The sequence below is a fragment of the Nonomuraea wenchangensis genome, from assembly GCF_900111685.1.
Lineage (GTDB): Bacteria > Actinomycetota > Actinomycetes > Streptosporangiales > Streptosporangiaceae > Nonomuraea > Nonomuraea wenchangensis.
In genome coordinates, this window is record NZ_FOHX01000009.1 from 36747 (window position 1) to 62676 (window position 25930).

General features: G+C 69.5%; 36 protein-coding genes and 1 pseudogene. 17 read left to right on the forward strand and 20 right to left on the reverse strand.

Going from position 1 to position 25930, the window contains the following annotated elements; translation table 11 throughout:
• The first annotated feature begins 58 nt into the window (after positions 1-58).
• A complete protein-coding gene (locus tag BMW85_RS26420) occupies positions 59-901 on the forward strand; it encodes a GntR family transcriptional regulator (RefSeq protein WP_091086459.1) in 843 nt (280 codons plus the stop codon).
• Complete coding sequence (locus BMW85_RS26425; RefSeq protein WP_091086460.1) at positions 898-1569, forward strand: HAD family hydrolase; 672 nt, start codon at positions 898-900, stop codon at positions 1567-1569. Before BMW85_RS26420 ends, BMW85_RS26425 begins: the two co-directional genes overlap by 4 nt.
• 1268 nt (positions 1570-2837) lie before the next feature.
• Here the strand turns inward: BMW85_RS26425 and BMW85_RS26430 are convergent.
• Positions 2838-3239, reverse strand: coding sequence for a VOC family protein (locus BMW85_RS26430; protein WP_091086463.1), 402 nt, complete (start codon positions 3237-3239; stop codon positions 2838-2840).
• 304 nt (positions 3240-3543) lie between these two features.
• Between BMW85_RS26430 and BMW85_RS26435 the strand changes: the two genes are divergently transcribed.
• From BMW85_RS26435 to BMW85_RS52790, 3 genes and pseudogenes are all read left to right on the forward strand, one after another.
• Positions 3544-4065 (forward strand): hypothetical protein, encoded by a 522-nt coding sequence (locus tag BMW85_RS26435; protein ID WP_091086464.1) that lies wholly within the window; start codon positions 3544-3546, stop codon positions 4063-4065.
• A 274-nt stretch (positions 4066-4339) separates the two neighbouring features.
• Positions 4340-4600: pseudogene (locus BMW85_RS52360) on the forward strand (ATP-binding cassette domain-containing protein); the annotation flags it as partial.
• A 151-nt stretch (positions 4601-4751) separates the two neighbouring features.
• Positions 4752-4955: a hypothetical protein gene (locus tag BMW85_RS52790; protein WP_245775077.1), complete on the forward strand. Its 204-nt coding sequence runs from the start codon at positions 4752-4754 to the stop codon at positions 4953-4955.
• A 132-nt stretch (positions 4956-5087) separates the two neighbouring features.
• On the opposite strand, the gene BMW85_RS26445 is transcribed toward BMW85_RS52790, so the two are convergent.
• Both BMW85_RS26445 and BMW85_RS26450 read right to left on the reverse strand, forming a co-directional pair.
• Positions 5088-5963 (reverse strand): right-handed parallel beta-helix repeat-containing protein, encoded by an 876-nt coding sequence (locus tag BMW85_RS26445; protein ID WP_091086469.1) that lies wholly within the window; start codon positions 5961-5963, stop codon positions 5088-5090.
• A gap of 198 nt (positions 5964-6161) precedes the next feature.
• Entirely contained in the window at positions 6162-6848 is a 687-nt protein-coding gene (locus BMW85_RS26450; RefSeq protein WP_245775078.1) for a hypothetical protein, read from the reverse strand.
• A 165-nt stretch (positions 6849-7013) separates the two neighbouring features.
• Between BMW85_RS26450 and BMW85_RS26455 the strand changes: the two genes are divergently transcribed.
• From BMW85_RS26455 to BMW85_RS26480, 6 genes are all read left to right on the forward strand, one after another.
• Positions 7014-7460, forward strand: a complete 447-nt coding sequence (locus tag BMW85_RS26455; RefSeq protein ID WP_245775079.1) for an RNA polymerase sigma factor — start codon at positions 7014-7016, stop codon at positions 7458-7460.
• Positions 7460-8023, forward strand: a complete 564-nt coding sequence (locus BMW85_RS26460; protein ID WP_091086471.1) for a hypothetical protein — start codon at positions 7460-7462, stop codon at positions 8021-8023. Before BMW85_RS26455 ends, BMW85_RS26460 begins: the two co-directional genes overlap by 1 nt.
• Positions 8024-8129: 106 nt before the next feature.
• Positions 8130-8717 carry an RNA polymerase sigma factor gene (locus BMW85_RS26465; protein ID WP_091086473.1) on the forward strand — a complete coding sequence of 196 codons (588 nt, stop codon included), beginning with the start codon at positions 8130-8132 and terminating at the stop codon, positions 8715-8717.
• Entirely contained in the window at positions 8710-9393 is a 684-nt protein-coding gene (locus tag BMW85_RS26470; RefSeq protein ID WP_091086476.1) for a hypothetical protein, read from the forward strand. The genes BMW85_RS26465 and BMW85_RS26470 overlap by 8 nt, the downstream gene beginning before the upstream one ends.
• Before the next feature lie 122 nt (positions 9394-9515).
• The gene (locus tag BMW85_RS26475) at positions 9516-9989 is read left to right on the forward strand and encodes a hypothetical protein (RefSeq protein WP_091086477.1); all 474 of its coding nucleotides are present in this window, start codon (positions 9516-9518) and stop codon (positions 9987-9989) included.
• Positions 9989-10306, forward strand: coding sequence for a winged helix-turn-helix domain-containing protein (locus tag BMW85_RS26480; RefSeq protein WP_091086480.1), 318 nt, complete (start codon positions 9989-9991; stop codon positions 10304-10306). The genes BMW85_RS26475 and BMW85_RS26480 overlap by 1 nt, the downstream gene beginning before the upstream one ends.
• Before the next feature lie 19 nt (positions 10307-10325).
• On the opposite strand, the gene BMW85_RS26485 is transcribed toward BMW85_RS26480, so the two are convergent.
• Both BMW85_RS26485 and BMW85_RS26490 read right to left on the reverse strand, forming a co-directional pair.
• On the reverse strand, positions 10326-10976 hold the full coding sequence (locus BMW85_RS26485; RefSeq protein ID WP_143082411.1) for a hypothetical protein: 651 nt from the start codon (positions 10974-10976) through the stop codon (positions 10326-10328).
• Between the two features lie 42 nt (positions 10977-11018).
• Positions 11019-11414 (reverse strand): RidA family protein, encoded by a 396-nt coding sequence (locus tag BMW85_RS26490; protein WP_091086485.1) that lies wholly within the window; start codon positions 11412-11414, stop codon positions 11019-11021.
• 116 nt (positions 11415-11530) lie between these two features.
• Here BMW85_RS26490 and BMW85_RS26495 point away from each other — a divergent pair, with 116 nt between their 5' ends.
• The gene (locus tag BMW85_RS26495; protein WP_091086488.1) at positions 11531-12505 is read left to right on the forward strand and encodes a helix-turn-helix transcriptional regulator; all 975 of its coding nucleotides are present in this window, start codon (positions 11531-11533) and stop codon (positions 12503-12505) included.
• On the opposite strand, the gene BMW85_RS49745 is transcribed toward BMW85_RS26495, so the two are convergent.
• On the reverse strand, positions 12499-12651 hold the full coding sequence (locus BMW85_RS49745; protein ID WP_177240898.1) for a hypothetical protein: 153 nt from the start codon (positions 12649-12651) through the stop codon (positions 12499-12501). The genes BMW85_RS26495 and BMW85_RS49745 overlap by 7 nt on opposite strands.
• A 17-nt stretch (positions 12652-12668) precedes the next feature.
• Complete coding sequence (locus tag BMW85_RS26500; protein ID WP_091086491.1) at positions 12669-13238, reverse strand: dihydrofolate reductase family protein; 570 nt, start codon at positions 13236-13238, stop codon at positions 12669-12671.
• A gap of 72 nt (positions 13239-13310) precedes the next feature.
• On the opposite strand from BMW85_RS26500, the gene BMW85_RS26505 reads away from it, so the two are divergent.
• Entirely contained in the window at positions 13311-13883 is a 573-nt protein-coding gene (locus BMW85_RS26505) for a TetR/AcrR family transcriptional regulator (protein ID WP_091086493.1), read from the forward strand.
• A 30-nt stretch (positions 13884-13913) separates the two neighbouring features.
• Here BMW85_RS26505 and BMW85_RS26510 read toward each other — a convergent pair whose 3' ends face one another.
• The 5 genes from BMW85_RS26510 to BMW85_RS26530 all read right to left on the reverse strand — a co-directional run bounded on the left by BMW85_RS26510 (position 13914) and on the right by BMW85_RS26530 (position 17410).
• Entirely contained in the window at positions 13914-14708 is a 795-nt protein-coding gene (locus BMW85_RS26510) for a hypothetical protein (protein WP_091086495.1), read from the reverse strand.
• Positions 14709-14722: 14 nt separating this feature from the next.
• Positions 14723-15133, reverse strand: coding sequence for a VOC family protein (locus BMW85_RS26515; protein ID WP_091086497.1), 411 nt, complete (start codon positions 15131-15133; stop codon positions 14723-14725).
• A 9-nt stretch (positions 15134-15142) separates the two neighbouring features.
• The gene (locus BMW85_RS26520) at positions 15143-15529 is read right to left on the reverse strand and encodes a helix-turn-helix transcriptional regulator (protein WP_091086499.1); all 387 of its coding nucleotides are present in this window, start codon (positions 15527-15529) and stop codon (positions 15143-15145) included.
• A 73-nt stretch (positions 15530-15602) separates the two neighbouring features.
• The gene (gene glsA, locus BMW85_RS26525) at positions 15603-16511 is read right to left on the reverse strand and encodes a glutaminase A (protein ID WP_091086502.1); all 909 of its coding nucleotides are present in this window, start codon (positions 16509-16511) and stop codon (positions 15603-15605) included.
• Positions 16508-17410: a polysaccharide deacetylase family protein gene (locus BMW85_RS26530; protein ID WP_091086505.1), complete on the reverse strand. Its 903-nt coding sequence runs from the start codon at positions 17408-17410 to the stop codon at positions 16508-16510. Before BMW85_RS26530 ends, glsA begins: the two co-directional genes overlap by 4 nt.
• Before the next feature lie 60 nt (positions 17411-17470).
• Between BMW85_RS26530 and BMW85_RS26535 the strand changes: the two genes are divergently transcribed.
• Positions 17471-17872, forward strand: a complete 402-nt coding sequence (locus tag BMW85_RS26535) for a hypothetical protein (RefSeq protein ID WP_143082412.1) — start codon at positions 17471-17473, stop codon at positions 17870-17872.
• Here BMW85_RS26535 and BMW85_RS26540 read toward each other — a convergent pair.
• Both BMW85_RS26540 and BMW85_RS26545 read right to left on the reverse strand, forming a co-directional pair.
• Entirely contained in the window at positions 17829-18620 is a 792-nt protein-coding gene (locus tag BMW85_RS26540; RefSeq protein ID WP_245775080.1) for a polyprenol monophosphomannose synthase, read from the reverse strand. The two genes, BMW85_RS26535 and BMW85_RS26540, sit on opposite strands and share 44 nt — an antisense overlap.
• A 106-nt stretch (positions 18621-18726) precedes the next feature.
• Positions 18727-19014 (reverse strand): DUF4287 domain-containing protein, encoded by a 288-nt coding sequence (locus BMW85_RS26545; RefSeq protein WP_091086515.1) that lies wholly within the window; start codon positions 19012-19014, stop codon positions 18727-18729.
• 100 nt (positions 19015-19114) lie between these two features.
• Between BMW85_RS26545 and BMW85_RS26550 the strand changes: the two genes are divergently transcribed.
• Positions 19115-19762, forward strand: a complete 648-nt coding sequence (locus BMW85_RS26550) for a winged helix-turn-helix transcriptional regulator (protein WP_091086516.1) — start codon at positions 19115-19117, stop codon at positions 19760-19762.
• Between the two features lie 9 nt (positions 19763-19771).
• Here the strand turns inward: BMW85_RS26550 and BMW85_RS26555 are convergent, their stop codons facing one another.
• The 4 genes from BMW85_RS26555 to BMW85_RS26570 form a co-directional block, all read right to left on the reverse strand.
• On the reverse strand, positions 19772-20776 hold the full coding sequence (locus BMW85_RS26555) for a polysaccharide deacetylase family protein (RefSeq protein ID WP_091086519.1): 1005 nt from the start codon (positions 20774-20776) through the stop codon (positions 19772-19774).
• A 159-nt stretch (positions 20777-20935) separates the two neighbouring features.
• Positions 20936-21307, reverse strand: a complete 372-nt coding sequence (locus tag BMW85_RS26560) for a bleomycin resistance protein (RefSeq protein ID WP_218155941.1) — start codon at positions 21305-21307, stop codon at positions 20936-20938.
• Between the two features lie 33 nt (positions 21308-21340).
• A complete protein-coding gene (locus BMW85_RS26565) occupies positions 21341-21931 on the reverse strand; it encodes a DinB family protein (RefSeq protein WP_091087082.1) in 591 nt (196 codons plus the stop codon).
• A gap of 66 nt (positions 21932-21997) precedes the next feature.
• Positions 21998-22900 carry a hypothetical protein gene (locus BMW85_RS26570; protein ID WP_091086520.1) on the reverse strand — a complete coding sequence of 301 codons (903 nt, stop codon included), beginning with the start codon at positions 22898-22900 and terminating at the stop codon, positions 21998-22000.
• A gap of 177 nt (positions 22901-23077) precedes the next feature.
• Between BMW85_RS26570 and pip the strand changes: the two genes are divergently transcribed.
• On the forward strand, positions 23078-24040 hold the full coding sequence (gene pip / locus BMW85_RS26575) for a prolyl aminopeptidase (protein WP_091086523.1): 963 nt from the start codon (positions 23078-23080) through the stop codon (positions 24038-24040).
• Between the two features lie 19 nt (positions 24041-24059).
• Here the strand turns inward: pip and BMW85_RS26580 are convergent, their stop codons facing one another.
• Positions 24060-24554 carry an Lrp/AsnC family transcriptional regulator gene (locus BMW85_RS26580; protein WP_091086526.1) on the reverse strand — a complete coding sequence of 165 codons (495 nt, stop codon included), beginning with the start codon at positions 24552-24554 and terminating at the stop codon, positions 24060-24062.
• Positions 24555-24669: 115 nt separating this feature from the next.
• On the opposite strand from BMW85_RS26580, the gene BMW85_RS26585 reads away from it, so the two are divergent.
• Positions 24670-25122 (forward strand): DUF2000 domain-containing protein, encoded by a 453-nt coding sequence (locus BMW85_RS26585; RefSeq protein WP_091086527.1) that lies wholly within the window; start codon positions 24670-24672, stop codon positions 25120-25122.
• 1 nt (position 25123) lies between these two features.
• Here BMW85_RS26585 and BMW85_RS26590 read toward each other — a convergent pair whose 3' ends face one another.
• On the reverse strand, positions 25124-25903 hold the full coding sequence (locus BMW85_RS26590; RefSeq protein WP_091086530.1) for an alpha/beta fold hydrolase: 780 nt from the start codon (positions 25901-25903) through the stop codon (positions 25124-25126).
• Positions 25904-25930 lie beyond the last annotated feature (27 nt).

The window sequence follows — 25930 nt, forward strand, 5'->3', positions numbered from 1 at the left end:
TCAAGCATCTGCGAGTAACTGGACTAGGCAACCTAGGAGAACTAGGCTGTTTTGCGTGATGAGTCTCGATCCTGACGACCCCCGCCCGCCGTACCAGCAGGTCGCCAACGCCTTGCGCGCCGCGATCCTCACCAAGAAGTTCGAGCCGGGCGAGAAGCTCCCCTCAGGCCACGACCTGGCGAAGACGTACGGCGTGGCGCGCATGACCGTCCAGCAGGCCATCCGCCTGCTACGTGACGAGGGCCTGGTCGTCTCCCGCCAAGGCAGCGGCGTCTTCGTCCGCGAACGCACCGAACGGCCGGTCGAGCTGCGCCCCCACGTCGAGCGGGCCTTCGAGGAGCCGAACGTCTCCATCGACTTCGCCGGCTTCTCCGGCGAGACCCTCAACGGGATGCTTCAAGAACCTCTTGACAAGATCCGCCTCGGACGGCTCACCCCCGAGTCCATCGCCATCCGCATCCTGGTCCCCGACATGGAACACCCCATGTCCCTGCCCTGCCGCGCGGAGGACCTGAGCGACGACCCGGTGATCCGCACCCGCGCCCTGCGCATCCAGCAGCGCAGCGTCCAGGCCATCGCCGACGCCGTACACGAACTGGCGGACCTCGGCCTGGTCAAGACCGCCGCCGTGCAGGTACGCGTCCACCAGACCGCACCCGCGTTCAAGTTCTACGTGATCAACCGCCAGCGGGTGTTCTTCGGCTTCTACCCCGTCGTCAAGCACACCGTCCGCATCAAGGGCGAACCCCACGAGCTGTACGACGTCATGGGCAAGGACGCCCTGCTCTTCCACTACGAGATCACCGAAGACCCCACCTCGATGGCCTCGCAGTACGTCACCGAGACCCGCCGCTGGTTCGACAGCATGTGGACCACCATCAGCCGCGAGATCGACCTATGACCAGCGCCGCCGAACTCGTCCGCCAGGCCCACGCCATCCTGCTCGACTTCGACGGCCCCGTGTGCAGCATCTTCGCCGGACTGCCCGCGCCCGTGGTCGCGGCCCGACTCAAGCAAGCGCTCGTCAAGGAGGGCGCGGAACTTCCGGAGGATGTCGAGGCGCTGGACGACCCGCTCAAGGTGCTACGCCGTACCGCCGACATCGCACCGGAACTGGTCGACAAGGTGGAGACCGCCCTCATGGGCAACGAGGTCGAGGCCGCAACTAGCGCCGAGATCACACCCGGCGTCCGCGACTTTCTCGAAGCGTGCGCAGAGGCCGGCAAGCCGGTCGCCATCGTGAGCAACAACTCCGCACCCGCCATCGAGACGTTCCTTGCTCTGGCCGACTTGGGCGAGTGGGTCACCGCGGTTTCCGGGCGACCGATCGGGGCGCCGGAGCAGATGAAGCCACACCCGCAGTCAGTGCTGTGGGCATGCAAGGCGCTGGGCGTCGAACCGAACCGGGCCGTGCTGATCGGGGATTCCGACTTCGACATGCAGGCCGCGCGCCACGCCGGAACCCGCAGCATCGCCTATGCCAAGGCACCAGGAAAGGCCGACAGGCTCACGCAGGCGGGAGCCGATGCGGTGACCGGCAGCATCGCCGAACTGATCGAGCAGCAGTAGCAGAGCAAGATCGGCAAGCTTGCAGGGCGGTGCATGATTCAAACCTTCCCTACGTCATCAAGCCGCCGCCCGATGGGCGGCGGGCGGCCGGGCGGTCCGGGCGGGCGTGCGGCCTCTCCGGGCCGGTCCCGCCCGGCCACCCCGCCGCACCAACGAACGCGCGCAGAAGACGTGCAGGAGGTCCACCAGCACCAAGCGAGATGCCGACTCCCGGACTGAGCCGACGAGGTCAAAGCATGCCTCCGGCGGGAGCACTCCGGCACCGAGGTGATCGCCACACGGACCTGCACGTAGATGGGTGGCTGGGGGCTGATCACCTCGCACACCATCGACTCAGGCAAGCCCAGCAGACCGGCTCCTCCGTATCAAGCCCGGCTCTGACCGCAGGGCAACGCATGATCGAGGAACGGCGACCGGTGATCGTACACGCGAAGCCGAGCTTGACACTCCGTCCCCGGCCCGCTGCCGCTACGCGGTGAGTCGACGGCGTACGAGGTGATCAGGAGTGAAGCCCTTGGGCCGTAGACATGAGGACGAATGCACTGCCGTTATTAAACTGTTGCACTCGCTATTTGCAAGTTGGTTATGTCTGGCGAGTCCGATGTGTATTTGAGGCGACTGCTCTCTCACCTGCGGTTTGAGTGCCGGAAGCCGCAATCCGTTGCTCTACCTGCGCATACTACAGGTTATTTACTCGCCTCTGTTATTTAGATAACAGCATCTAGCTTGTGCCGGTACCTGCTTCTCGCGCAATCTCTCGGCTGTAGCATCGTGCCCTGAAATAGTCCCGCCACAGGTGCCTGCAAGCTCTCCTGTGGCGGGCGTGAGCATCCGTCAAGGAGTACTCGATGCAAACACTACCGCTTGGAAGTGGGCCACTCGTCATAGCTGCCGTAGTCGCAGCCCTTGTAACGGTACTCATAGTGACTGGCCATGGTGGGGAGGCGCCGCTTGTCGTTGGTGCCGTGTCCATGGTGCTCGGTCCGTACTCGAACAGGATCAAGCCTGGAGAGAAGAAGGGGGTCACGACGTCGAGTGAGTGACGAAGTGGGTGACAATCGCGGTGGACGCTCTCGGACGTTCCGAAACGGTTGAGGAGTCCCTCGCTGGTCAGATGGCGCTTGTCTGGTGTTGAGCGCATTGGGCAAGTGGCTTCGCATCGAAGGGGTCAGGGGTTCGAATCCCCTCATCTCCACCTAGGTCAAAGGCCACTTCCAGTGATCGGAAGTGGCCTTTTTGATCTTCTCAGTGACGTACGGTGTGGGCTGCTAGGGCCAGACCGGGCCCTCGTCGGTCCAGGTGACGCCCTTGTTGCGGCACAGGCAGAAGGGGTGGCCGATCGGGTCGGTGTAGACCCGCCAGCCGTAGCCTTCAGGGCCGATGAAGTCCTGCTGCAGCGTCGCGCCGAGGCCGAGGACGCGGCGCTGCTCGGACTCGATGTCGTCCACTTCGAAGTCGAGGTGGAACTGCTTGGGGTGCTCGCTGTCGGGCCACTGCGGAGCGCGGTAGTCATCCACCCGGATGAAGGCCAGCTCAATCTCGCCGAACTTGATGCCGGCCCAGTGCTCGTGGCTGCCTTCCTTGATCGGGCGGCCCGTCACCTCGGAGTAGAAGGCCGCCAGCTTCATCGTGTCCGGGCAGTCGATGATGAAATCGGTGAGTCGCAGCATCCAGCGATCTTGTCACAAGATCAAGGGAGCCCTGGGCGTTCGTGAGGTCATCGAAGATGCGGTCCATGGGCGGCGCGCCGGTTCGGATCACGGGGCGGATCTGGTGTCGGTAGACGGTCTCGGTGACGGCCTTCCCGGCGCTGGCCGGCCGTCTCCGCTCTCAGTCCAGGCCGAAAGAACATCCTGAAGGATGGCGCGGACGCCCATGTCAGGCGAACGATCTTCGCGCTCAACGCATCTCATTGGGCAGAAAACGTCGATTCGGGAGGCGCCCCATGGCACTCAGACGAGGGATGTGCGATCAGTGAGAACGCGTGACTTCAAGCTCCCCCTCCGGTATGGCCTGGGCGCTCTCGCGCTTGCCGCGCTGATGGGCTGCGTTCCGACCAGCCCGGCGTTGACCGGGCTGACCGGCATCACGGTCAACGCCGAAGGACGGTTGACACTGGTCGTGGCCTGGTGCCAGCAGCCCCCGGACCGGGTGGTCGTCTACCAGAGGGTCAATGATCGGCTTGAGGACCAGGCTGAACTAAAAGCCCCGAAGTTATCCGGATCGCCGGTCTTCCTGGACTTGGAGAAGATTCCGCTGGGCTGGTCTCTTGTCGAAGGCGATCTCAATTTCCAGCCAGGTCGTAAGTACGTTGCAAGCGCGTACAACGCCAAGAAGCCTGGGGGAACGTTCCGCGTCTCCTTCACAACCGCGTACAAGACGAAACCGACGGCGGGCCGCATCCTTGTCCAGGATCACAGCGGCGAGCAGCCCGACGGCGTCGATGTGCCGCTTTCCTCCGCCGAGTTCGTGGCACGAGCAAAGCACTACTGCTGAGAGGCTGCCTCTGCTTCCGGGCAGTGGAGTGTCAGGGGTGAGCGGTGAGTTTCAGGGGTGGGCCAGGGAGACGCCGGATGGGCGGGGCGCAGGCATTCCGGCACGCTGTTGATCATGTGGTCCTCCTTGAGGAAGTGACCAGGACATATGGGAAAGGCGCCACCGAGGTGGCCGCGCTCCGGCGGGTCAGCGTCGGGTTCTCGCGCGGCAGTTTCACCGCGGTGATGGTCCGTCAGGGGCGGGCAAGAGCACGCTGCTGCAGTGCGCGTCGGGGCTGGACCGGCCGGATTCAGGGGCGGTCCATATCGGCGGAGAGGACATCACCCGCTTCGGGGAGAAGGAACTGGCGGTGCTGCGCCGCGACCGGGTCGGCGTCGTCTTTCAGGCGTTCAACCTGGTGCCGTCGCTGACCGCCTGGCAGAACGTGATCCTGCCCAGCAGCCTGGCCAGGCGCCGGCCGGAACCGTCGCGGGTGCGTGAGTTGCTGCACCGGGTTGGACTGGCAGGGCGTGAGGGGCATCGCCCGGCGCAGTTGTCCGGCGGCCAGCAGCAGCGGGTGGCGATCGCCCGCGCTCTGCTCGGCAGGCCGGAGGTCAGGCCGAACGCGCCGGGGAGATCCGGCTGTTGCGCACAGTGGGACCAAGCCGCGGCAGCTCGCGAGAGCGGTGTGCTGGGAGACATTGATCGTGACGTGCGTCGGTACGGTGCTCGGAACGGGCATCGCCGCTGCTTCGCTCACCATGCTCGGGAAGGCGGCGACCGGCGAGCCGTGGTTCGCCTACTCTCTGCCGCAGTACGCCGGGTTGGTGCTGGTCTGCGCCGTCAGCGGCCTGGCCGGAGGTCTGGCCGCCACGCGCCGGGCACGGCGGGGGACCCTTCTGCCCGATTGAGCTTGAAGGCGTGGTGTCGTCATGGCGTGGTGCGGATGTGGGACTTGGGTGCCCACACACAATGAGCCGACGTCGGATCCCCCGCCCCGTCAAAGGGCGGGGAACCCGCGCCGGTCTGTCACTCTTCTCGGTTCAGGGAGTGCAGGTGATGTTGAGGCACTGGGCCGAGTTGCCGTTGCCGCTGGCCCGGTTGCCGCCACCGTCGGTGACGCCCGGTGTGGCTTCGATGCCGTAGTCGCCGTTGTTGCGGGCGCGGTTGTCCCTGATCACGGTGGCCGCATCGGTGGCGTCGACGTCGATGCCGTCTTCCCTGGGGATGCGGGTGCCGTTGCCGTTGGCGTCGTTGTTGTCGATGCGGGTGCCGGTCACGGTGGCCGTGACGAGGATGCCGTCGCCGTTGTTGTTCACCACGCTGTTGCGGTGCAGCACGGTCCCTCTGCTTGTTCCTGTGAGCAGGATCCCGTTTCCGGTGTTGTTCAGGGCGGTGCTGCGTTCGATGTGCGCGTTGGTGACGGAGTCGAGCCTGAACCCGACGAGGTCGCCGATGGCGGCGCTGTCGCTGATGTATGGGCGGTCCACGTTTCGAGCGGAGATCCCGGCGCCGCCGTTGGCGGTGGCGAGGATGCGCTGGACGAGGTTGCGGTCGGCCCCGTTCGCGAGGCTGACCCCGCTCGCGAAGCCGGTGACGGTGCCGTTCTTGATCGTCACCCGGGAGTGACCGGTGCGGGACAGCCCTTCCGAGGTGTTGTCGATCCCGCTGGCGGTCCCGGAGCCGTCGATGGTGTGGCCGTTGAGATCGATGGTGATGTTGGACGCGCCGACTTCGAGCCCGTTGCCGCCGCAGTTGTGCAGGTCGTTGGCGAGCTTGATGGATCTGTAGATGACCTGTCCGCAGCGAACGTTGGTCTCGCTCGTGTGGCTGCCGTCCAGCGCCCAGGTGGGCGTTGGCAGCGCGCAGGCGAGCGCGATGCTGCCCAGGCCGCAGGCGAGCAGAGTCTTTGAAAGCATGGAATTCCCCCGTAAGGACACAGACTAGTTTTCTGTGGCATCGATATCCTCCCGCGAGCGGGAAGGGCTCAAACAACGGAGGAATTGCATTGTTTTCGCCACTTGGAGAGCGTGGCGGATAAATTTATCTTAATGGAGGTGATGTGCGATATATGCTGCGAAGGGAAGCAAATGGTACATGTGCGCACTAAGGGATTCTTATGCCGATGTGATCAGCGCGACGGCCGGTATGAAGAAATGGGCGACAGGTACGAGCGCGAGAGATGCCACTATCAAGGAGGATTTGTAGAGCGGTCTCAAATGAGCGACGGCGAACCCAATGCTCGCGACGATCAGGAGCGTCGCGAAGACCACGGCCATGGCGACCGGTACGCAGCCATGATGCTGCAGCCCGGTGTCGACGATCTGCGTGCCGTCGTTGTCCGTCAGGACAGGTGAGGTTGCGAACTCGTGCAGGAGGGGAGTCGCCTTCCACGATGCCGCCGCCAGGTCCGCCAGGCCCAGCCCGGCCCCGGCGAGGGCAGCCATGACGAGGCCGGTCCGCCACGTCTTGTCCCTGGCCCATCGTGCGGCCAGCAGGCCGGCCACCAGGGCGCACACGTGCCCGACGGCACTGCCGGAGGTGTAGGCCAGGACGGCGGCGGTACGCCACTTCGCCACCATCTGGTCCTCAGGTTGCGCGTCGGGCCACATGCTCTGCCCCACGTCGAGATTGAGCTCTGCGAGCAGGACGGCCGCGCTGCCCGTCACCGCGATCATGGCCACGTACGCGGCGACGTACCAGCAGGTCTTGCCCCGCCAAATGGTCGGCGAAGTCTGCGTCACCCGCACATCGTGCCCGATCACCCGGTGCCTGTCTCGTAATGCATCGGGGGCTTCGGTCAAGTACAGGGTGTAAGCACTGTTGACCGAAGGGAGCCCAGCTCGTGCGGCCCGAACAGGAAGAACCGGCGGACCCGTTAACGCGGACGCAGGCTTTCGAGGACTTCTACCTGCGGCACTTCGACCTGATGGCGGTTCGTCGCGCGGCGGACAGCCGATCCGCACGCGGTGGCCGACCTCACGGCGGAGATATTTCTTGCGGCGCTGCACTCCCGGCACACCTACCGGCCGGGACGAGGCAGCGAGACCGGGTGGCTGTACGGGGTGGCGCGTAACGTGCTGCTGGCCCAGCGACGCCGGAGCGAGCGCGAGGCGCGGGCCGTCGAACGGATCGTCGCGCGCCGGCTGCTGGACGGTGACGACATCGCCGATCTGACGGACCGCATCGACGCCGAGGAGCCCGCCCGCCGGGCGCTGTCGGCCATGGCCGACCTGCCGGAGGGGGAGCGGGCGTTGCTGGAGCTCGTGGTCATCGACCAGTTGACGGTGGCGGAGGCGGCCCAGGCGCTGGGGATCAGGGTCGGGACGGCCAGGGTGCGGCTGCATCGCGCCCGGCGGGCTCTGCGGAAGGTGCCTGGAGTGGCGGCGGCGGCTCTCGTGACGGAAGGACTGTGATGGTGGTGTCGTTCAGGGACAAGCTGCTTCAGGAACTGCGTGCGGAGGCCGCCACGGTCGTCTCCTGGGAGTCCCGGCCGGCGCCCCGGCCGACAACGCGCCGGCTGGTGGCTGCGGCGGGGCTGGCCGCGGCGGTGGTCGCGGTGGTGATGGTCGCCGTGCCGCTGGTGTCGGAGACGCCGGCGTTCGCGGTCGTCAGGAATCCCGACGGGACCGTCACCGTGCGGATCAACGAGTTCGTCAGGCCCAAGGAGCTGGAGAGGAGGCTGCGGGAGGAGGGCGTGCGCGCGGTGATCGATTACGTCCCCTACGGGCAGACCTGCCGCGAGCCGCGGGGGGAGATCGTGCCCCAGCCGCAACGGATGCCGCTCAGGCGGCTGGACGGCCCCGACTTCTGGATCGATCCGAAGGACTTCGGGCCGGACGAGACGCTCGTCGTCGTCATGCACTCGGCCGACGGCGACCCGGCCAAGAGCAACGGAGGCAGTGTCGGAGTGATCCGCGGGGCGGTCGCGCCCTGCGAGCTCGTCCCTGCCGAGTTCGGCGGCGTGGACCGCGAGTGATCCGGTCGCGGCCGGCGCCGTAGGCGGGTGCGTGAACATTCGAGGCTCCTGTGACAAGACACAGGTGACATCTCGAAGGGGGTCCAGTGTTGAAGACAGATCGTCTATGGTGACCGACACGTCACCAGTGGTGGTGGACTCCGAGATCATCGCGCGTTCCCTGGATGATCCGGAGACGTTCGCCGCCCTGTTCGACCGCTACGCCGGGACGCTCTACAGGTACATCTCCTTCCGGCTCGGTCCGGAGCTCGCCGAGGACCTCGTCGGGGAGACGTTCCTGATCGCGTTCCGCAGGCGCGACGCGTACGACGTCTCCTACCGCGATGCCCGGCCCTGGCTGCTGGGCATCGCGACCAAGCTCATCACCGGTCACCGTAGGACCGAGGTCAGCCGCTACCGCGCGCTGGAGCGGCAGAGCCCGGCCCAGCCCGTCGAAGGGCCGGAAGAGGCGATCACCCGTGAGCTGACCGCTCAAGGGTCGCGGACAGTTCTGCTGAACGCGCTCGCGCTGCTGTCACGCGGCGACCGGGACGTTCTGCTGCTGGTCGCCTGGAGCGACATGACGTACGAGGAAGCGGCCCGCGCGCTCGGCATACCGGTCGGCACGGTCAAGTCACGACTCAATCGGGCCCGGCGCAAGGTCCGCCACACCCTGGGTGGGGTCAACCCGTTGGAGGAGCACGGTCATGGATGAACTGAAGACGCTCATCAAGGAGCTGGAGCACGAGCCGCCGCACTCCCTGGCTCGGCAGCGGCTCCGGCTCACTCAGGAGGCGGCCGCGGGGCCGCGCGATCGGCGCTGGGGAAGGCTGCTTCCGTTCAGTGGGCAGACCCGGCTGGGACGGCCGTTCCTGAGCGGGCGGCGGCTGGCGGTGGGCGCTGCCGTGGCGGCGGCCGTCGCGGCGGGCGTGGCCGTGCCTTCTCTGGTCGGCACCGCCAAGCCGGCGTACGCCCTGACGAAGAACCAGGACGGATCGATCAACCTCAAGGTCTACGACTTCCGGGACCCCGAGCAGGTCGAGGAGGAGCTGGGCGAGTGGGGTGTGGAGGCTGACATCACCTACCTGCCTCTCGGCAAGCGCTGCGGGAACGTCCGGGCGCCGTTCGTCAAGGGGGACGACGCGGGCGCGGTCTCCTACCAGGCGATTCGCCCGCAGAACGGCATCACCATCTATCCCCGCCACATCAAGCAGGGCCAGATCGCGATGATCGAGGTCATGGAGAGCTCGGTCACGCCCTCGGCGGCGCGTCCCGGGGTCGCCTGGCAGTTCATGGGGCGGCTGACGACCGGGCCGATCCAGCCGTGCGAGGTCGTGGCGGATCGTTCGGCCGACCACATCGGCGACGCCACGCCGCCGCCCGGCAGCTGATCCGCGTTCGCGCGCTCCCCTCGGGCCGTGGGGAGCGCGCCTCGCGCGACGACTTTCCTCAGAGGAAAACACGTGCTACTTTCCTTGTGGGAAAGTAGTCATGCCGACCTCGGAGGTGGCCTTTGAACCCCCATGACGCCCAGTCCGCGCTCGACGACATCCGCCGGCTCCAGGACACGACCAGGAACGAGATCGTCCGCCGCAGCTTCGCGATGCCCCGCGTGATCGTCGTCGCGCTCGGCCTCTTCATCAACTTCGCCCTGATCGATCTGAGATCGCCGTGGCAGTTCATCGGGCTGGCGGTCGGGTTCGGCCTGTTCGTGGGGGTTGGCGTCCTCTACGAATACCGGGCCGCGGTCCGGAGGCAGCCCACCTTCCGGGAGGCGAGCTACCACGTGATGGTGCTGATCGGCATCTTCATGGTCTTCGTCGCCGGGCGCATTCTCGCCTTCGCGCTCTTCGACGCGCCCGCGCACGGTCTGATGTCGCAGGCCATGGCCGGCGCCGTCCTGGCGGCCCTCGCCTACGTCGCGGCCACGCCCGTCAACCGCCGCGTCATGAGGTCGCTCGTCAGGCAGAGCGGCGGGCGGAGCTGATGGATTCGCAGTTCGACGAGTTCCTGCACGTACCGGCCAGGCTGTCGATCGTGGCGGTGCTGGCGCCGGCCGACTGGGTGGAGTTCGGCTTCCTCCGGGACTCGATCGGCACCAGCGACTCGGCCCTGTCCAAACAGGTCTCCGCGCTCGCCGGCGCCGGATACGTCGATGTGCGGAAAAGTCAGGATAAACGGGCGCGCCGTACGTTCGTGCGGCTCACTTCGCAGGGCCGGGAGGCGTTCGTACGGCACGCGGCGGCGCTGGAGAAGATCGTCGCGCTCGCCCGTGGCGGCCACGAGCGGCCCGCCGCCGGGTAGCGGCGGTCGCCCGCCCGCGTCAGCCCGAGGCGGTCTTCCTGCCGCACACCCCAGGAAGTCCGCAGACCTTCCTCGCCATCTTCCTGGCCTGACCGGTGATCTCCTTCTTCGCTCCGCTGCCCCTGGCGATGGCGGTGTAGAGGAACAGGGCGGCGCCCTGGCGTCCGACGACCGCCAGATCGTCGGACTGGGACAGCCGCCTGCCGCTCGCGGCGTACTCGTAACCCGTCACCGACAGGGCCTCGTCACCGAGGTGCAACGGCTTGCCCACGTAGCCGGACCGGTCGCGCTTCACCACCGCAGGCTTCGAGCACCTGGCCAGGTCGGCCCGGAGCTTGCGGAAGGCGGTCTGGGCGGCCGCGGCGTTCCTGTACAGGACGAGTTGTTCGCTGGTGCCCGACGGTGCGCTGGTGGTGAAGGTGATGGTGCGCATCGCCACCCGGCCGTCGCGGGGCTTCGCCTTCGAGCGGCAGGGGTTGAACTCGAGCTGCCGGGACAGGCTGTCGCTGATCTCCCACCACTCCTCGCCCTCGACGACCGGCCCCTTGGCGGCTGCCCGCTCGGTCAGCAGGAAGTTCTTGGGAATCCGGGGGGTGGTGGCGTGGGCGGCGCTCGTTCCCGCCAGGACCGAGCCGAGCGCCAGCGCCACGATCATCGTCTTTCTGATCATGAATGATGAGATGTACGGCCATCCCGAGAAGTTCGGGGCACGTTACGCGACGGCGGTGCCCTCAAGCTCGACCATCAGGTCGGGGATCGCGAGCCGGGTCACTCCGAGCATCGTGGTGGACGGGGCCACCCCGGCGCCGCCCAACCGGGCCGCCAGCACGCCGTAGTGCTCGAAGAGCCGGTCGACGTCCGTGGTGTAAACGTTGAGCCGGACGAGGTTCGCGAGGGACATGCCGGCCTCGCCGAGCACGGCCTCCAGGTTGTCGAGGCTCAGCGCCAGCTGTGCCGCCATGTCGTCGGCGTGCTGGGGCTTGCCGTCGCCGTTCATCGCGGTCTGCCCGGAGCAGTAGAGGGTCCGGGTGTGCCCGGAGACGACTTCGCCCTGGTTGTAGCCCAGCTCAAGGGACCAAGGCCACGGGTTGACCGCCGTACGCTCCATCGCCACATCAGCTCCATTCGGTTCGTCGACATCACGCCCGCACGTTTCGGGCGCGGGGATGAGCCTCGCAAACAAAGCACGACATCCTGTGTCGTGTATTTCGGTAATGTTCTTGAGTGCGTGCCGACCGGTTGGTCTCGCTGGTGCTCCTGCTGCGGCAGTACGGCCGGCTGTCCGCGACCGCGCTGGCCCGCGAGCTGGAGGTGTCCACCCGTACGGTGCTGCGCGACATCGAGGCGCTGTCCGCGGCCGGCGTCCCGGTCTACGCCGAACGCGGCAGGCACGGCGGTTTCGCGTTGTTGCCCGGCTTCCGTACCGAGCTCACCGGGCTGAACCACGACGAGGCCCTTGCCCTGCTGGTCGCCGGGTCGAGGAGGGGCGCGCAGGCGTTCGGTCTCGGCTCGGCGCTCGCCTCGGCGATGCTCAAGGTGGTGGACGCGTTGCCCGACAGTTATCGGGACACCGCGGCCGGCGCGGCCGAGCGCCTGCTCATCGAGCCGGAGATCGACCTCCTCTCGCGCCGGGTGACCGATGAGGAGGTGCCCGGCGTCGTGGCGGCCGAGGTCCTGCGGGCGGTGTTCGCCGGGCACAAGCTGGACATTCACTACGCGGCCGAGGGCCGGGCGCCGGAGTGGCGCACGGTGGACCCGGTGGGCCTGGTCACCGTACGCGACCGGGGTTACCTGCTGGCCACGCGGTCGGGGGAGGACCGCACCTACCGGCTGTCCAGGATCCTGGCCGCCAGGGAGCTCGCCGAGCCCGCGCAGCGGCCGGACCGGGTCGATCTCGACCGGGCCTGGCAGGAGCGCAGCACGCGGTTCCGTACCGGTGGGGACCAGGTCACCGTGCTGGTACGGGTGGACCCGGCGCGGCGGGAGGACCTGGTCGGCACCGCGCTGGCCGTCATCACCGAGGAAACGGGCGCGGACGGCCGGTTACGGATGGAGGTGTCCTTCCAGGACCACCGGCACGCCCGATGGGCTTTGTGGCAGCTGGCCACGTACGCGGAGGTTCTGGCCCCGCAGTGGTTGCGTGACTACCTGCACGATCGCGCCGTCGCGGTGGCCGGCCGCTATGCCGGAGGTCAGTAGCCGGTGCGGCGCGGGGCGGCGGTCGGGCGGCGGGAGAGGTTCGTGCGGTGGGTGGGCTTGAGGTCGCGCGTCGTGGGTCTGGGGTCGCGCGCCGGTGGTTCGGTGTCGCGCTTCGGGGTGAGCGAGAGGGGGAGTTTGATGTGCATGTTCCTCCTTGTGGGGGTCAGGCCCTGGTGAGCCAGGTGATCTGGGCGCCGTTGTCGAAGGACTCGCGCCTGGTGGGGGTGAACAGGGTGGGGCGGAACGTTCCGGAGAACACGGGGATGCCGTTGCCCGCCACCACGGGGTAGCTCTTGAGGATGATCTCGTCGATCTCCGGGAGCAGGGAGGCGGCCAGTCTGCCGCCGCCGCAGAGGTAGATGTCCTTGCCGGTGTCCTCGGACTTCAACCGCCGTACGAGCTCGACGGGGTCGCCCTTCTCCACCTGGACGGTGGGGTCGTCGATCGTCAGCGTGCTGGAGACGACGTACTGGCGCAGGTGGGCGTACGGGCTGGTGGTGACGCCCAGGGCCGGCTCGTAGGTGCCGCGGCCCATCACCACGGTGTCGAAGACCTGGTTGGGCACGCCGTCGAGGCCGGCCGGCCCGCGGACATGGGTGGGGACGGTCTCGGGGTAACGGTCGTTGATCCAGGCGGCCAACTGGTCGGACACGGGGTAGAAGTCGAACTCGTGGCCGGGACCGGCGATGTAGCCGTCGAGCGAGACGGCGATGTAGTAGACAAGCTTTCGCATATCGAGCGACTCCCGATGTAGTACTCTGCTTGGAGTAGTCAGAACGTAGTACTACAGGCGGAGTGGTGTCAAGTGCGGAGCAATCCCGAGCGGCGGCTGGCGTTGATCGACGCGGCCATCGAGGTGCTGGCCAAGGAGGGAGCGCGGGGGCTGACCTTCCGCGCCGTCGACAAGGAGGCGGCCGTGCCCCCAGGGACGGCCTCCAACTACTTCGCCAACCGCGACGACCTGTTCACCCAGGTCGGCGGCCGGATCTACGAGCGCCTGCTGCCCGACGAGGCCACGATCGCCCGGGGCCGGGAGGGCGTGCAGGACGAGACCCGCTACGCCGAGCTCATGCACGAGCTGGTGGCCCGCATCTCCGCCTTCAACTCCGGCTACCTGGCCCTGCTGGAGCTCCGGCTGGAGTCCACCCGGCGTCCTGAGCTGCGGGCAGTGCTGACCAAGCGCATCCGCGAGGACATCGACGCCAACATCGCCTACCGCGCCGCTTCGGGCCTGCCGGGCGACTCGACCTCGGTGGTGCTCCTCTACCTGGCGCTGAACTGGCTCATCGTGGAGCGGCTGACGTTGCCGGACATCTTCACCGAGCAGGAGGTGCGGGAGCTGGTGGAGGCGGCCGTGCGCAGGGCGCTGAACGCCTGAGCGGGCTGTCGCCCGGGCGTGACGGCGGGGTCAGGGCGCTGCGAAGGCGGTGCAGTGGGTGATGGTGGCGTCGTCGGAAGGAACGCCGTGAGACGCCTCGGCCCGGCGGACGCCGTGGATGACGCCGGCGGGGCCGGCCGACGCCAGGACGGACATGACCTCCGGCCAGCCGGCGAGCCGGAAGCGCTCGACGAAGCGGGCCGCTCCGTTGCTGAGCAGGGCGGCGGCGGTCAGCCCGGCGATCGGCACGCTGCCGGTGACGGCCTCGTCCGCCGCTCTTGGGTCGTCCTTGGCCACCCAGAAGCCGCCGGGCGCGTTGCGGCGGGCGCGCAGGTCGCGCAGGATCCGTCCGTACGCGTCGGCGTCGGCGGCGGCTTCCAGGGCGGGCTCGTACGAGCCGCTGACGACCACCTCACGGGGGTCGGTGACGACGAGCGGGGCGGCGCCGGCCAGGTCGAGGGCGAGGAAGCAGTCGCCGAGCACCAGGTAGTCGGCGAGGTCGCCGTTCAGGCGCAGGACGGCCACCGTCGCCGACGGGCTGATGGGGTCGGCGACGTCGCAGGTGCCGCGGTGGGCATCCGTCACCTGCCCGATGGCCTCGGCGAGGAGCGCGGGAAGGGGCGGGGGGCCCGGCTCGGGCGTCAGGAGGGCGAGGAGCGTGCCGCCGAGGCGGCGCGCGTACCAGGCGACGCCGTGGCGGCAGACGGACTCCGCGCCGGGGATGCCGGCGCCGTCGATGAGGACGGCCGCGCCCGGCACGGCGCCGGTGAAGTCCTCGTTCGGGCGGCCGGGGTGCCCGGCGGCGCTGACCGTGGTGACCCGCATGGCGGGGGCGGCGGTCAGCGCAGCTCCTGGATGCGGACCAGGTTGCCCGAGGGGTCGCGGAAGGCGCAGTCGCGGGCGCCGTACGGCTGCTCGGTGGGCTCCTGGACCACCTCCGCGCCGCCGTCCCGCACCTTCGCGAAGGTGCCGTCGAGGTCGGCGGTGGCCAGCATGATCCAGCCGTAGGTGCCCTTGGCCATCATCTCGGCGATGGTCCGGCGCTCGTCGTCGGTGATGCCGGGGTCGGCGCCGGGCGGCGCCAGCAGGACGGACGTGCCGGGCTGTCCCGCGGGGCCGACCGTGATCCAGCGCATCCTGCCCTGGCCGACGTCGGTGCGCACCTCGAAGCCGAGCGTGTCGCGCCAGAAGGCCAGGGAGGCGTCCGGGTCGTCGTGCGGCAGGACGGTCGTGTGAATGGTGAGGTCCATACGGCCACGCTAGCCCGTGCCCGTGGGCGCGGCCCGGAGCAGGTAGCGGTGCGGCGGCACGCCGAGGCGTTCGGTGAAGCGGGCGGCGAAGGCGGCGGGGGACGGGCAGCCGACCGCGCGGCACGCCTCGGCCACGCTGACGTCGCCCTGGCGCAGCAGCGCCGCCGCGTGGTCGACCCTGCGGGCCATCAGGTAGTCGTCCGGCGAACGGCCGTAGGCGAGGCGGAAGCCGCGGCTGAGCTGCGCGGGCGGCAGGCCCGCCGCGCGGGCCAGCACCTCGACGTCCAGGGGGCGCGCGTACTCACGGTCGATCCGGTCCCGGACCCGGCGCAGCCGCGCGAGCTCGCCGAGGCGGTGCGCCTCGTTGAGCGCCCGCGTCCACGAAGGATGGCACATATGGTCTCCAGCCGGTCGCCACTTCGATCTCAAGGTACGCGCCGGTCGATGATCACCGCTTCTCGAATCCTGATCAGCCGGGGACGTCGAGCAGGTGGAGGTCGAGCCGCTGGGCCAGGTACGCGCAGGCGGCCATCGCGCGCACGCTGTTGCCGTGCTCGTCCACCGGCGGGCTGTAGGCGGCGATGCCGAGCCGCCCCGGGAGCGCGGCGGCCAGGCAGCCGGACACGCCGCTCTTCGCCGGCAGCCCGGCGTGCACCAGCCAGGCCCCCGACGCCTGGTACATCCCGCAGGTCGTCATCACCGCCAGCACCGTACGGGCCACCCGCGCCTCGATCAGGCGCTCGCCGGTGCCCGGGAGCTTTCCCCCGCCGGCCAGCGTGGCGGCCATCCTGGCCAGGTCCGTCACCGTCACGCGGGCCGCGCACTGCGTGAAGTAGCGGTCCACGGCCTCGGCCGGATCGCCGACCAGGGAGCCGTGGCCGTGCGCCAGGTAGGCGAGGGCCTTGTTGCGGTCGCCGGTGCGGCGCTGGCTGTCGAGCACGGCGGCGTCCACCTCCAGGGGACGCCCGGCGCAGCGGCCCAGGAACTCCAGCACCCCGCCACGGACGAGCGACGTCGTGACGATGGCCCCGATGTTGGTCATCGCGTTGAACGGGGTGCCCGACCCGCCCCGCACCACCGTGGAGTCGAACGGGGCTCCGCTGGGCTCGGTCCCCACGTGCTCCTGCACCTTCGCGAAGCCGTGCTCGGCCAGCGCGAGCGCGTACACGAACGGCTTGGCCGCCGACATCAGCGGGAAGAAGACGTTCCGGTCGCCGGCGGCGTCGGCCTCGCCGTCCGGGGCGACCATCGCCACGGCCAGCAGGCCGGGATCGGCGCTGGCCAGCGCGGGGATGTACGAGACGACCCGCCCGCCCCGCACCGTGGCCGCCTCGGCGAGCGCGCCGTCGAGCAGCGGCCGCCAGCGCCCGGAGGTCACCGCACGTCCGCCGGGCGGGCCTCGCCGTCGAAGGGGAAACGGGCGCGGAAGTCGTCCTCGGCCTCGGCCAGCGACATGAACCGTACGCCCTCGTGGCCACGGATGTGCCCGATGAGCCGTTCCAGCATCAGCAGCACCTGGGGCCGGCCGCTCACGTCGGGGTGCAGGGTGATGGGGAAGACCGCGTAGTCGAGCTCGCGGTGGACCCAGTCGAACTGGTCGCGCCACTGCTGTTCGAGGTCGCGCGGGTTGACGAAGCCGTGGCTGTTCGGCGAGGCCTTGATGAACATCATCGGCGGCAGGTCGTCGAGATACCAGCTCGCGGCGAACTCCACCAGGTTCACCTCCTGCCCGTGGACGAGCGGCCGCATCCAGGTCGAGGCGTCCTGCTCATAGTCGATGCGGGTCCACTGCTCGCCCTTGCGCGCGTAGAAGGGCAGGAAGTCGTGGTACGACTGCGAATGGTCGTAGGTGAAGCCGTAGCGCAGCAGCAGGTCGATCGTCCGCTCCGACATCTCCCACCAGGGCGCGACGTAGCCGCGTGGCCGCACGCCCAGCACCCGGTCGAGCACCTCCAGGCTGCGGGCCAGCACGTCCTCCTCCTGCTGGGCCGACATCGCGACCGGGTTCTCGTGCATGTAGCCGTGCGCGCCGACGTCGTGCCCGGCCTCGACGACCATGCCCATCTGCTCCGGGAACGACTCCGCCGAGTGCCCCGGCAGGAACCAGCTCGTCCGGATGCCCTCCCGCTCGAACAGCCGCAGCAGGCGCGGGGTGCCCACCTCGGCGGCGAACACGCCGCGCTGGATGTCGTTCGGGGACTCCTGGCCGCCGTACGAGCCGATCCAGCCGGCGACGGCGTCCACGTCGACGCCGAAGCAGACGTTGATGGTCTTCATGCCTCAGGACGTACCCGCGGGCCCTCCACAGGCGGGTATAGCGCGTGTCACCATACGGAGATGATCGCCAAGCGCGTCGTTCTAGCCTGCGGGGTCGGGATCATCCTGCCTCTCGCCCTTGTCGCGTGGGCGGTGGCCATGACCGCGCTCTTCCCCGACTCCGACTCGTGCGGGGAGTACACCGGATGTCTCGGCTACCTCCAGCAGGCGTGGGAGGTGGGGCGCTGGGTCGCGGCCGTGGTGGCCTGGCCGCTGCTCCGGCTGGTGGGCGTGCGGCCCGCCTGGCCCGTGGCGGCCGTGGCCGTGCCTCTGCTGGTGGTGATCTGGCTGGTCGTGGAGGTGCTGCCGCTGTGGGCGTGGGGGTTCGGCTTCCTTCTCGCCCTGGCCAGCGGGCTGATCGCGTACCCGGTCGCGGTGCTCATCGTCGGCCGGCTCGGCCGAAGCGGAGAGCCAGTGGGGTGAGCATGGACTCCAGCTGCACGGCGAAGCTGATCTTGCTGGAGCCGGCGGCGCGTTCCTCGAAGTGGATGGGCAGCTCGACGATCGCGTGGCCGAGCTGCTTGCACCGGTAGTTCATCTCGACCTGGAAGCTGTATCCGTCGCTGCGGATCGCGTCGAGGCCGATGCCTTCGAGCACCTCGCGGCGCCAGATCTTGAAGCCGCCGGTGGGGTCGCGTACGGACAGGTTGAGTATGGCGTTGACGTAGCGGCCGGCGAAGCGGCTCAGCAGGCGCCGGTGCCGGCCCCACTGGGTGGACAGGGAGCCGCCGACGACGTACCTGCTGCCGATCACCAGCCCCGCCCGGGTGGCCAGGATGGTGCCGAGCAGGTGCGGGATGTACTCGGGGCGGTGGCTGAGGTCGCCGTCCATCTGCACGACGTACTCGTCGCCGCGGCCGAGCGCCTCCTTCATGCCGGCGATGTGGGCCCGGCCGATGCCCTCCTTGACCGTACGGTGCAGCACCACCATGCGGTCGCGGCCGTCCTCGTTCGCGTGCTTGGCGAGGTCGTCGGCGAGCAGGCCGGTGCCGTCGGGGGAGTCGTCGTCGGCGATGACCAGGCGCAGGTTGGGCAGGTCGAGCGCGAGCACGCGCGCCGTCAGGTCGCCGATGTTGCCGGCCTCGTTGTAGGTCGGCACCACGACGGCGACGCGCGCATCCCGCCACGGCGACGGCAGCGCCCACGGGGCGGCTGCGTCCGTTTCGGTCACGTCGTCCAAAATGCTCTCCTCATACCCGTTTCGGCAACTGTCGATTATGGCGATACGGGCGGAGTGAGCAAGATCAACGCGACTGTTCAGGGGCGATCGTCCGGTTTCAGGGGCGGTTGTCCTTGCCGTCGAGCCAGAGGGTGTCGCTCTCGTCACGGTGCGAACCCGAGCTGCCGACGTGCTTGGCGTCGATCTTCGGGCCCTTCTTGATGACGTGCACGAGCGCCATCGCGTGGCCGCGGCCGAGGCTGTAGTCCTGCTTCAGCCAGTCGATGATCACGCCGGCCTTGGTGGACGGCTCGTCGAAGCCGCGCTCCTTCGCCAGGGCGATGAATGCGCGCGGGGTCAGGCCGGTCTTCTCCTCGATGTTGTCGAGGTACGCCTGGAACGACATGTGGGGGTCTCCGTTCTGCCGGAGCGGACTGTCCCGGCGCACAGCAGCTTGTTTTTGCAAGCATGGTTTGTCAACTGCATCTTGAGCTACGATCCGAACCGTGACTTCTCGTGAGTACGGCCAGTTCTGCGGCCTGGCCCGCGCCCTGGAGATCGTCGGCGAGCGGTGGACCGTGCTGATCGTCCGCAACCTGCTGGCCGGGCCCCAGCGCTTCACCGACCTGCGCAAGGGCCTGCCCGCCATCCCGACCAACATCCTGTCGGCCCGGCTCAAGCAGCTTGAGCAGGAGGGCGTGGCCACCCGGCGCGCGCTGGCGCATCCCGAGCGGGCGGTCGTCTACGAGCTGACCGACCACGGACGCGACCTCGAACCCGCGCTGGTCGCGCTGGGCCGCTGGGGCGCCCGGACGATGGGCGGGCCGCGCCCCGGCGAGCTCGTCACGGCCGAGGGGGTCGCCATGTCCTTCCGCACGGCGTTCCGGCCGGAGGCGGCGTCCGGGGTCAGCGTGGGCTACGAGGTCCGCCTGGCCGAGTTCACCCTCCACGCGCAGGTCGATGACGGGCGGCTGACGGTCGGCCGAGGGCCGCACCCGGCGCCCGATCTGGTGATCGAGCGCCTGGCGGGCCAGCCCGTCCGCGACCTGATGAGCGGCGCCAGGACCGTGGACGACGTGCTGCGCGACGGAAGCGTACGGGTGGAGGGGGATCGCGCGTTGTTCGAGAGGTTCGCCGAGCTGTTCCGCTTCTGAGCGGCGGCCTCAGCTCGTCCGGCAGGAGACCGACGGCCAGGTCCAGTTGCCGTTGTGCTGGATCGTGAAGCCGAAGGTGTTGCCGCTGCCGTTCGGGCGCATCGTCATCACGTTGCCGCTGGAGTCCCAGGACGGGGTGCCGTTCCAGGTGTTGATCACCTTCTGGGGCGGCGTCACGGTGACCGTGACGATCCACGAGGACGAGCCGGAGACGGTGACCGACAGGTTGAAGCGGTCGCTCCACTGCTGGCCCTGCTGGACGGTGGCGGTGCAGGTGCCGCCGCCGGGCGGCGGTGTCGTCGGCCCGCCCGTGGGGTCGCCGCCGCCGTCAGGGGCGACCGCGCGGCCCGTGGTGGGGGAGATCATGCCGGCGCACAGGTTGCGGCTGCGCAGGTTCGCGGCGATCTGGGGGATGGCGGCCACGGTCGTGGCGTACTGGTCGTGCATGAGGATGACCTGGCCGTTCTGCAGACGGCCGGCGGCCTGGACGATCTGCGCCGTGCTCGCGCCGTTCCAGTCCTGGGAGTCGACGTCCCAGATGACCTCGGTGAGGCCGAGCTGCTGCTCGACGGACTTCAGCGTGGCGTTGGTCTCCCCGTACGGCGGCCGGAACAGGCGGGGCGCGGTCCCCGTCGCCCCCTGGATCGCCTGCTGGGTGCGCTGCAGCTCGGAGAGCATCTGGGAGCTGCCGAGCTGGGTGAGGTGCGGGTGGGTGTAGCTGTGGTTGCCGATCCACATGCCCGCGTCGCGCTGCGCCCGGACCAGGGCCTGGTTGTTCTGGGCGTTCTGGCCGATGTTGAACATCGTGGCGCGCAGGCCGTTCGCGCGCAGCGTGTTGAGCAGGTTCGTGGTGTTGGCGGAGTTGGGGCCGTCGTCGTAGGTCAGGCCGACGTAGCCCGCGCTGCAGTCGGCGGCGAAGGCGCGGCCGGCGGCCAGCGCGGTGGTGACGGCGGTGGCCAGGCAGACGGCGAGGAGCGCGGCGAGGAGGGTGGGACGGCGTTTCCGGTCGATCATGTCGTGTCCTTGATCGTTGGGGGCGGACTCACCTCCGGTCATTGTGGGGACGGGTCAGAAACGTGTCAACGACAGCAAGAAATGTTTCGGGATGCTTGTGAGGCGCTGTTGATTATTCGCTGGTGAGCGGGTTGAAATGTTTCGGTGCCAGGGAAGCTTTCATGACGTGAGGCGGGAGCCGACGCGGTGCAGGGTGCCGTCGGGATCGACATAGGCGAACTCGCGAAGCCCGTAGTCGGTGTCGTGCGGCGGGTGGAAGCGCCCCGGGAGGCCGGCCGCCGTCCACTCGGCGTGCAGGGCGTCGGCGTCCGAGACGTACAGGTAGACGACCCCTCCGGTGCGCGCCGGGTCGTGCTCGTCCCATTCACTCAGGTGCAGCGAGACCTCGCCGCGGTCGGCGTACCCGTAGCGGGCGGGGCCCGCGTAGGCGCGGACGGCGAAACCGAGCCTGCGGTAGCGGTCGAGCGCCGCGTCCAGGTCCCGCACCGGCAGCACGGGCGCCACCCTCTCGAACCTCACCTCGTCGGACACCGGACCTCCTCCTGGATCGTCGGAGTACCAGTGTCACCCCTTGCCGGCCTCCTGGGCGGCCTGCTCGACCCGCTTGTGGTGCTCCGCCCACCAGGACTCGTCCCCGCCCCACAGGTTGTCGTTGTCGCGGCGCAGGCCCGCGGCGCCGTCGATCAGCTCCCGCACGATGTCCGCGTGGCCGGCGTGCCGGTTGGTCTCGGCGATGACGTGGACGAGGATGCGGTGCAGCGAGACGGCGTCGCGGCCGGACGGCCACCAGGGGACGTGGCCGACGGCGTCGAGGGGCAAATCCTCGATCGTGGCGTCCGCGTGCGCCGAGGCGCGGCGGTAGAGGCCCACGATCTCCTCGCGGGACTCCTCGGGGGTGGCCCAGAGGTCGGCGTTCGGCTCGGCGCCCTCCTCGAACCCGGGCGGCTGCTCGGCGGGCGGGCGGCCGAAGGTGTCGCCGAAGTAGCCGTACTCGATGCCGGCCAGGTGCTTGACCAGGCCGAGGAGGTTGGTGCCCGTCGGGGTGAGCGGACGGCGTACGTCGTACTCGGACAGGCCGTCGAGCTTCCACAGCAGGGTGTCGCGCACGCTCTTGAGGTAGTCATGGAGGTCCGTTTTCGGATCTGATGTCGTCATGGCGGCCATTGTGTCAGCGCCTGGCCTGCTCTGTTTGTCCTGGACCGGCGACCCTGCCGGTCGTGCTCACCCGCCCAGGACGCGGTCGAGCGCGTGGCTGAGCCCGAGCCTGTCAATGAAGGAGGGCGCGTACGCGACCTCCAGCGCTCCCGGGCCTCCCGACGCCTTGGGCGCGGCGGAGAGGGGCGTAGTGGGCGCGGTGCCGGGGGCGCACGTGACCGGCCCGGCGAGCACGGAGTCCAGGAGCTGCCGCAGGCCGATCGCGTCGAGCAGAGCCGCCTGGCGCGCCCCGGCGGTCTTGGCCTCCGCCTGCTCGTCGGCGTCCGTCTCGTCGACGTCTGTCTCGTCGTCGGCGCCCGTCTCCTCGTCGACCTCTGTCTCGTCGGCGTCCGTCTCGTCCTCGGTCTCCGTCTCTTCGTCCACGTCCGTCTCTTCGTCCACGTCTGTCTCGTCGTCGGCGTCCGTCTCCTCCTCGGTGTCCGTCTCGTCGTCGGTCTCCGCCTGGGCGGTGGGCCAGCAGGCCGGCGGGTCCGCGACCAGGGCGTCGAGCATCGTCGCGAGGTCGGGCGAGCCGAACATGCCGAACTCGGCCGCCTGCGTGCCGTCGTCGGTCGTGTCCACCGCGTCGGCGGCATTCTGCTCGGTCCGGGTGCCCCGGCAGGCGCGCAGGCCGTCGAGCAGGATCGCGTAGAGCGACGTCCCCGACAGCGCCTGCGCGTTCGCGGGGGCCTGAACGGAGGCCGGGGCGGCCGGACCGCGCGACGCAAAGCTCCGGGCGGACATCACCACCAGCCGCTCGCGGAGCTCCCCGATGGTCATGTCGTCCGCCGGCGGCGGGACCTCGACCCTGATGGCGTCCTCACGCCCGCAGTACGTGACCTGGACGGGCAGGCTCTCCGCCGTGGCCGGCTCGGCGGCGATGAGGAGGCCCGAGGCGGCGGCGAGTGCCAGGATGGCGTGCTTGTGCATGATGCTCCCTGCGAGTGCTTATCCGATCATCCGCAGTGATCATTACCCTTAGTGATGTTTGAATTACTTCATGGTTGGTTCTAACGCTCTTTAACCGCGGGGGCGAAAACGGGTGGAGTGCTGTGGTCAGCGCTGATATACAAGCGCTGTTATATTTCTGAGCGGAAGGAGCCGCGCTTGTATCCCCCGATCGAGCCGTACGACCACGGCATGCTGGACGTCGGCGACGGCAACCTCGTCTACTGGGAGGTCTGCGGCAACCCCGAGGGCAAGCCCGCCGTCGTGGTGCACGGCGGCCCCGGCTCCGGCTGCTCGGTCGGCATGCGGCGCACGTTCGACCCGGAGCGTTACCGGATCATCCTGTTCGACCAGCGCAACTGCGGTCGCAGCCGCCCGCACGCCGCCGACCCCGCGACCGATCTGAGCGCCAACACCACCCACCACCTGATCGCCGACATGGAGCGGTTGCGCGAGCACCTGGGTGTGGACAAGTGGCTGCTGTACGGCGGCTCGTGGGGCTCGACGCTGACGCTGGCCTACGCCGAGGCGTACCCGGAGCGGGTGTCGGAGGTGATCATCATCGCGGTGACCACCACCCGCCGCTACGAGATCGACTGGCTCTACCGGGGCGCCGGCCGCTTCTTCCCCGAGGCGCTGGAGCGCTTCCGGCAGGGCGTGCCGGAGAGCGAGCGCGGCGGCGACACGTTCGACCTGCTGGCGGCGTATGCGCGGCTGGTCGCCGACCCCGACCCCGAGGTGCGCGAGAAGGCCACCCTCGACTGGTGCGCCTGGGAGGACGCGGTCATCTCCGCCGAGCCCAACGGCAAGCGCAACGCCTACAGCGACCGCCCCGACGACGCCAAGCTGGCGCTCGTCCGCATCTGCTCGCACTACTTCTCCAACGCCGCCTGGCTGGAGGAGGGCGTGCTGCTGCGCGAGGCGCACCGGCTGGCCGGCATCCCCGCCGTGCTCATCCACGGCCGGCTCGACCTGAGCGGCCCGGCCGACACCGCCTGGGAGCTGGCCCAGGCGTGGCCCGACGCCCGGCTGGTCGTCGTGGACGACTCCGGTCACACCGGCAGCGAGACGCTGCGCAAGGAGCTGTTCGCCGCCCAGGACGCCTTCGCCTCCCGCCGCTAGAGGAGGCGGCGGACGTCGTTCACCGTTTGCGCCCGGTGCGCGGGCGGGACGGCGCCTGCGGCGGCAGCACCTCCACCGACGTCTTGCGGATGTGGTCGTAGACCAGCGAGGTGCGTACGTCGGCGATGTTGCGGTGGCGCGCCACGTGGTCGAGCACGAAGTCGCGCAGGTGACCGGCGTCGCGCACGCCCACCTGGATGATGAAGTCGTCCCCGCCCGAGACGACGAAGACGGCCAGCGTCTCGGGCAGGGCGGCGACGTAGTCGCGGAAGCCCTCGACGGCCTCGCGGATCTTGGGATGCAGCCGCACGTTGATGAGCGCCTGCACGGGCCGGCCGACGGCGTCCAGGTTGACCTCGGCGTGGAAACCCTCGATGACGCCGGTGGCGCGCAGCGAACGCACCCGCTCCAGGCAGGTCGAGGGCGCGATGCCGATGCGCTCGGCCAGCTCGCGGTTGGTCTGGCGGCCGTCGCGCTGCAGCTCGGCGAGTATCGCCGTATCAAGTTCGTCCACCCGTCCATCGTGGCACGGATCGCCGAATCTTCTTCGGAAAACCGCTCTCTCGCTTGGTGGAATGACGGCAGCAATGTGAGCCTGCTGTCGGAACTTCGGCGAGAGGGGATCGGGAATGAGCGTGACGGCCGGACTGGAGCGCCGCGGCGACCTGCCCACCAGGGAGCTGCCGGTCAAGTGGGTGATCGTCCTGGACCGCGACCTGCCGCGCGGGCTGCAGGCGAACGCCGCCGCCTGCCTGGCCGCGTCCGTGGGCGTCGCGGTGCCGGACATCGTGGGGGAGGGCGGGGTGGACGCGGCCGGGGCCGCGCACGCGGGGCTGCCCTGGACGGGCTGCACCGTGCTGGCCGCGCCCGCCGCGATCGTCCGGCGCATCAGGGACGACGCGGCGGCCGAGCCGGACCTCGTCATGGCCGACATGGCGGACCTCGCCCAGCGGGCCTCCGTCTACAACGACTACCTGGCCGCGCTCGCGCGCGCCGAGGAGCCGTCGTACTACGCGGTCAGCCTGTTCGGGCCGCGCGGCGTCGTGGAGCGGCTCACCGGGCGGCTGCCGCTGCTGCGCTGAGTCATGCCGTGGCCAGGAACTCCAGCACCATCGGGCTCGCGATCTCGCGGAACTCCTCGAAGTACGCGTGCCTGGCCCCCTCGATCAGCCGCAGCTCCGCCCCCGGGATGCGCCCGGCCAGCAGCGGCGCGTTGGCGGCCGGGTTGAACACGTCGTCGGTGCCGTGCACGACGAGCGTGGGGGCGGTGATCGAGGGCAGCGCGTCCCAGGCGTCGTGCCCGGCGCTCGCGGCCAGGTGGCGGCGGCGGGCGTGCGCGGGCATGCCGGGATCGCCGGTCGTGTGATGGGGGCCGGGGTGCGCCGCCAGCCAGGCCGGGGTGTACATGAGCTCCAGCAGCGCCCGCTCCGCCGCCGCTCGGTCCCGTTGGGCGAGCGACCTGCGGACCTCGTTGCTCCGCTCGACGCCGTGCGCGCCGCCGGGCGAGCTGCAGCCGATCACCAGCCCGCCCACCCGTCCGGGATGGTCGGCGGCGAGCCACTGGGCCACCCGGCCGCCCATGGACGTGCCGTACACGTGGGCCCGCCCGATGCCCAGCGCGTCCAGCACGGTCACGACGTCGGTGGCGAAACCCCGGGTCGTGTACGGCTCGTCCGGCTTGTCGCTGTCGCCGGTGCCCCGCCAGTCGAGGGTGACGGTGAGGTGGGAGGCCGCGAAGTCGTCGCGGACCGGATCCCACCAGCGGTGGTCGTTGGCCTGGCCCTGGAGCAGCACGAGCGCCGGCCCGTCGCCCCTGACCTGGTAGGACAGCTTCACTCCGCCGTCGGTGGTCGCGTATGGCACGCCTTCGATGGTGCCGCATTCGTGGCC